Origin of the sequence: Caldanaerobius fijiensis DSM 17918, assembly GCF_900129075.1 — a bacterium.
Lineage (GTDB): Bacteria > Bacillota > Thermoanaerobacteria > Thermoanaerobacterales > Caldanaerobiaceae > Caldanaerobius > Caldanaerobius fijiensis.
This window is the reverse complement of sequence record NZ_FQVH01000067.1, coordinates 1-3,879: the sequence shown is the minus strand read 5'-3', so window position 1 is coordinate 3,879 and position 3,879 is coordinate 1. Positions and strand designations below refer to the sequence as shown.

The following is a 3,879-nucleotide window of genomic DNA, read 5'->3' as shown; positions in this document are numbered from 1 at the left end:
TTTTTAAAAACCTCCTTCTCGGTTTGTTTTATTTTTGAATTCTTACCAAGAAAGAGGTTTTTAATCATTTTACACAAAATTTTTTACAGTCTCCATTAATCGCAGCTGCTTCTCTTTTTATTGATTATACTTTAACCGTTGCAGTTAGTATATCGTCAGGAACAGATGCTATAACATCAGCGTTTCCTTTCTTAAGACCTTATCATTTATTGATTGATTTATGTGTGCTTTTTGGTATACTTATGCTCATTAATTTGCGCGGTGTACGTGAATCATCCACAGTTTTTGTTTTTCCTACATACGGGTTTATTATCGGTATAATTATTCTTATAATAGCAGGAATAATATCTACGCTAACAGGCCGACAGCCTATTATACCATCAGCATCTCTCAGATTTTCATTTGATGCCGGTGCTCTTTTTGTGATATTGAGGGCTTTTGCCAGTGGATGTAGTTCAATGACAGGTGTAGAAGCTATATCCAATGGTGTAACCGCGTTTAAACCACCCGAAGTAGAAAATGCAAGAAAAACTACTTTCTTAATGGCGCTTATTCTTGGCATCATGTTTGGTGGTATTTCGTTTTTGGTACTTCACTATCATTTGCTTCCTCAAACTAATCAAACTATGCTTTCCCAATTAGCGTCCAAAATTTTTGGTCATGGCTGGATGTATTACTATATACAGATAACTACAATGTTAATCCTTTATTTAGCAGCTAATACATCGTTTAATGGTTTACCACCTTTGTTAGCGTTATTAGCACGTGATAACTACGTGCCTAGATATCTAGCAGCTCGCGGAGAACGATTGGTATATTCCGGAGGCATAGTGTTGTTAAGCATCGTGTCAGCTTTATTTATATACGCTTTTAGAGGCAATACTGAACATCTTATTGCACTTTATGCCCTAGGTGTGTTTATATCATTTACCATTTCTCAAAGCGGAATGGTTATCCACTGGAATCGCGAAAAAGGTGCTAACTGGCATATAAGAGCAATAATAAATGCTATTGGAGCCATAACAACAGCCATAATAGTGGTAATCATTGCTATTACTAAATTTATTTACGGGGCTTGGTTGGTAGTTGTTTTTATACCTTCATTAATTATTGTATATAAAAAAATTTATAAACACTATAACGATATAAGAGAGCAATTGCGATTACCAAAAGATCATTATGGTAAAGCAAAAGATTTACCAATAGGTAAAAATTATGTTATAATGCCTATTTCCGGTGTTAACCGCGTAGTTGAAAAAACATTATTGTATGCCCGAATGATTTCTCCTGATTCAAACATTACAGCGTTATATATAAGTATTAACAGAGAAGATATAGAAGAAATACAGAAAAAATGGGAACAGTGGAATCCAGGGATAGAATTAAAAATAATATATTCTCCGTTTCGTACTATTTTAAGACCGCTGGCAAATTATATAGCTCATATGCGAAGTCGAATTGGACCTAATGATTTTATAACAGTTTTGATACCCGAATTTGAACCTAAAAAACTATGGCACAGGTTATTGCATAATCAAACGGGGTTATATTTGCGTGCGTATTTTCATTTTAAATATGATGTAGTTATCAGTGTTGTACCTTTTAAGTTAAAGAAATGAGTATTTGATTTTAAAAGCAAAGAGTATTAAACAATTGTAGTGATAATACTCTTTGCTTTTTTATTTTTATCTTTCGTCTAATATTATACTATTCCATACGCCAATATCAGGTGATGGTATTACTGCCCAATCTACAAGATTTTCGCTTTTTATTGTGCTAATTCCCCTTTTTATGGAGGTTTCCACGGCTGTAACATCACCTGTTAATATTGTATAGCATTTACCTGCAAGGCCCTGAGCAACTTTTATCTTAACTAAATCTACAACTGCTGTCTTAACAGCCGTATCTGCAGACAATATAGCTGCCGCTACCGTATATGTCTCAATTATTCCTAAAGCATCTTTACAAAGGTCATCTCTAATATGCCCTGATAACGCCTTTATAACCTGCTGATCAATATTTCCTAAAACACATGAATCTAAAATATTATTATTAAACTCTTCTTTACCTATCTGAACAGCACTATAGACAGCAGCCAAATCTCCCGCCAAAATAACCATATATTTTCCCGGGCAGAGGGAAATAGCTTTTAAGATCTCAATTGGTGATTGTTTTAACATTCTATCTGCAAGCAATATGCCCTTTGTTACATTTTTTGTTTCGATAAGACCTACTGCTTTGCGCACCTATATCACGTCCTTGAAATCTGTGTTATCTAAAATTCCCACCACAGCTGCATCAATAGGGGCATTTTCCTCCCTTAATCCTTTATATGCTGCGCTTCCTAAAGCCACAATTACATACTCTCCAACACCCGCACCTATTTTATCAACAGCTATCATATAGTCAGTTTGCTTTTTGTCGTCCTTGCGCACAGGCTTCACTATTAAGAGCTTATATCCTACTAACTCTTCACTTTTACGTGTCGCTATTACATTTCCGACAACCTGGCAAATAATCATCTCATCACCTCAATGACATATAAACACTTTGTCACCGCATCGTATACCCATGGCATTGGCATCATCGGTATCAACATGCATTTCTGTCCTGAATTTTTCACTGACACGCACTTGCACATTATCTAATATTCCGCCCTTTTCACCTCTTACCCTAACTTTAACTATGTCATTATCTTTGAGTCCATATCTTTTTGCATCTTCGGGAGTCATATGTATATGCCTATTAGCAACTATACACCCTTCTTCTAATTTTACAACTCCTTTTGGCCCCACAATTATAATAGATGCGGATCCTGATATGTTTCCGGAAGGTCTCACAGGAGCATCAATTCCCAACTTAAAACAATCGGTTTTTGATAATTCCACCTGAGTCTTTTCTCTTACAGGACCCAAAACTCTTACTTTTTCTAATGTGGATAGATTTGGTCCTATGAGAACCACGGTCTCCTGAGCAGCGAATTCATCGCCCATCAACATGTTTCTTACATGTAAAGTCGCTCCTTCTCCAAAAAGTTTATAAAGGTCTTCACGGCTCAAATGAACGTGGCGAGCAGATACACCCACTGGTATGCCTTGAAGTTTATTTAATTCTTCTATAGCTAAATGCGTTATAAGTCTAACCAATTCCTCGCGTTCCATTATTTCACATCCTGTTTAGGATTAACCTGGGCAGACGTGTTATCGTCAGGTTTTTTGTTAAACCGAGGTAATATATCTTCTATTTCAGCATGAGGCCGAGGTATAACGTGGACTGCAACTACTTCACCTAAACCTTGGGCAACTTGCGCCCCAACTTCTGTAGCCGCTTTAACCGCAGCCACGTCACCTCTTATAAAAACTGTAACAAGACCTGATCCTATTTTTTCTGTTCCAACTAAAACCACGTCAGCTGCCTTAACCATAGCATCAGCTGCTTCAATCGCTGCCGTTAATCCTCTGGTTTCGATCATGCCCAATGCTTCGTTAGGCATTCCTATTTTACCTCCTTATCGTAAAATTTCAGTATCTCTTTGTGGGGATTGGCTACAACAGCATACGAAGCCACCTTATCTTCAGATTGCAGTGCAGCTACGGCAGATTTTAGCGATGCTGTTACCGACGATATATCACCTTTAACAATAATTGTAACTAATCTCCCACCTAAGCGCGGTTCATATGCTAAAAGCTCAACATTCGCAGTTTTTAACATAATATCTAAAGCTACCACAGCAGCCACATAGCCCCTTACTTCAATTATTGCAATGTCATATTTCATATCCTTTATACCCCTCGTATAATATGATTTGTAATCAACCAAAAAGGTCGACCTTTAACAAGATTAATAAAGATCTTTGATATTTAAATATTGTTTCTTTAA

The 3,879-nt window shown here is 36.6% G+C and carries 6 protein-coding genes; 1 reads left to right on the top strand and 5 read right to left on the bottom strand.

Annotated elements, in window-relative coordinates; all coding sequences use genetic code 11:
* Positions 1-38: 38 nt before the first annotated feature.
* Positions 39-1,619: an APC family permease gene (locus BUB87_RS13730; protein WP_143156724.1), complete on the top strand. Its 1,581-nt coding sequence runs from the start codon at positions 39-41 to the stop codon at positions 1,617-1,619.
* Positions 1,620-1,685: 66 nt separating this feature from the next.
* Here BUB87_RS13730 and BUB87_RS13725 read toward each other — a convergent pair whose 3' ends face one another.
* Genes BUB87_RS13725 through BUB87_RS13705 form a run of 5 tightly spaced genes read right to left on the bottom strand, consistent with a single transcriptional unit; the run spans position 1,686 to position 3,777 of the window.
* Entirely contained in the window at positions 1,686-2,246 is a 561-nt protein-coding gene (locus tag BUB87_RS13725; protein ID WP_073346627.1) for a BMC domain-containing protein, read from the bottom strand.
* Positions 2,247-2,522 carry a EutN/CcmL family microcompartment protein gene (locus BUB87_RS13720; RefSeq protein ID WP_073346624.1) on the bottom strand — a complete coding sequence of 92 codons (276 nt, stop codon included), beginning with the start codon at positions 2,520-2,522 and terminating at the stop codon, positions 2,247-2,249.
* 9 nt (positions 2,523-2,531) lie between these two features.
* The gene (pduL, locus tag BUB87_RS13715) at positions 2,532-3,161 is read right to left on the bottom strand and encodes a phosphate propanoyltransferase (protein WP_073346622.1); all 630 of its coding nucleotides are present in this window, start codon (positions 3,159-3,161) and stop codon (positions 2,532-2,534) included.
* On the bottom strand, positions 3,161-3,493 hold the full coding sequence (locus tag BUB87_RS13710; protein ID WP_073346619.1) for a BMC domain-containing protein: 333 nt from the start codon (positions 3,491-3,493) through the stop codon (positions 3,161-3,163). Before BUB87_RS13710 ends, pduL begins: the two co-directional genes overlap by 1 nt.
* A gap of 2 nt (positions 3,494-3,495) precedes the next feature.
* Positions 3,496-3,777 carry a BMC domain-containing protein gene (locus BUB87_RS13705; RefSeq protein WP_073346617.1) on the bottom strand — a complete coding sequence of 94 codons (282 nt, stop codon included), beginning with the start codon at positions 3,775-3,777 and terminating at the stop codon, positions 3,496-3,498.
* Positions 3,778-3,879 lie beyond the last annotated feature (102 nt).

Coding starts and splice junctions, on each gene's coding strand:
- BUB87_RS13720 (WP_073346624.1), bottom strand. CDS start 2,522: ATGATTATTTGCCAGGTTGTCGGAAATGTAATAGCGACACGTAAAAGT.
- pduL (WP_073346622.1), bottom strand. CDS start 3,161: ATGGAACGCGAGGAATTGGTTAGACTTATAACGCATTTAGCTATAGAA.
- BUB87_RS13710 (WP_073346619.1), bottom strand. CDS start 3,493: ATGCCTAACGAAGCATTGGGCATGATCGAAACCAGAGGATTAACGGCA.
- BUB87_RS13705 (WP_073346617.1), bottom strand. CDS start 3,777: ATGAAATATGACATTGCAATAATTGAAGTAAGGGGCTATGTGGCTGCT.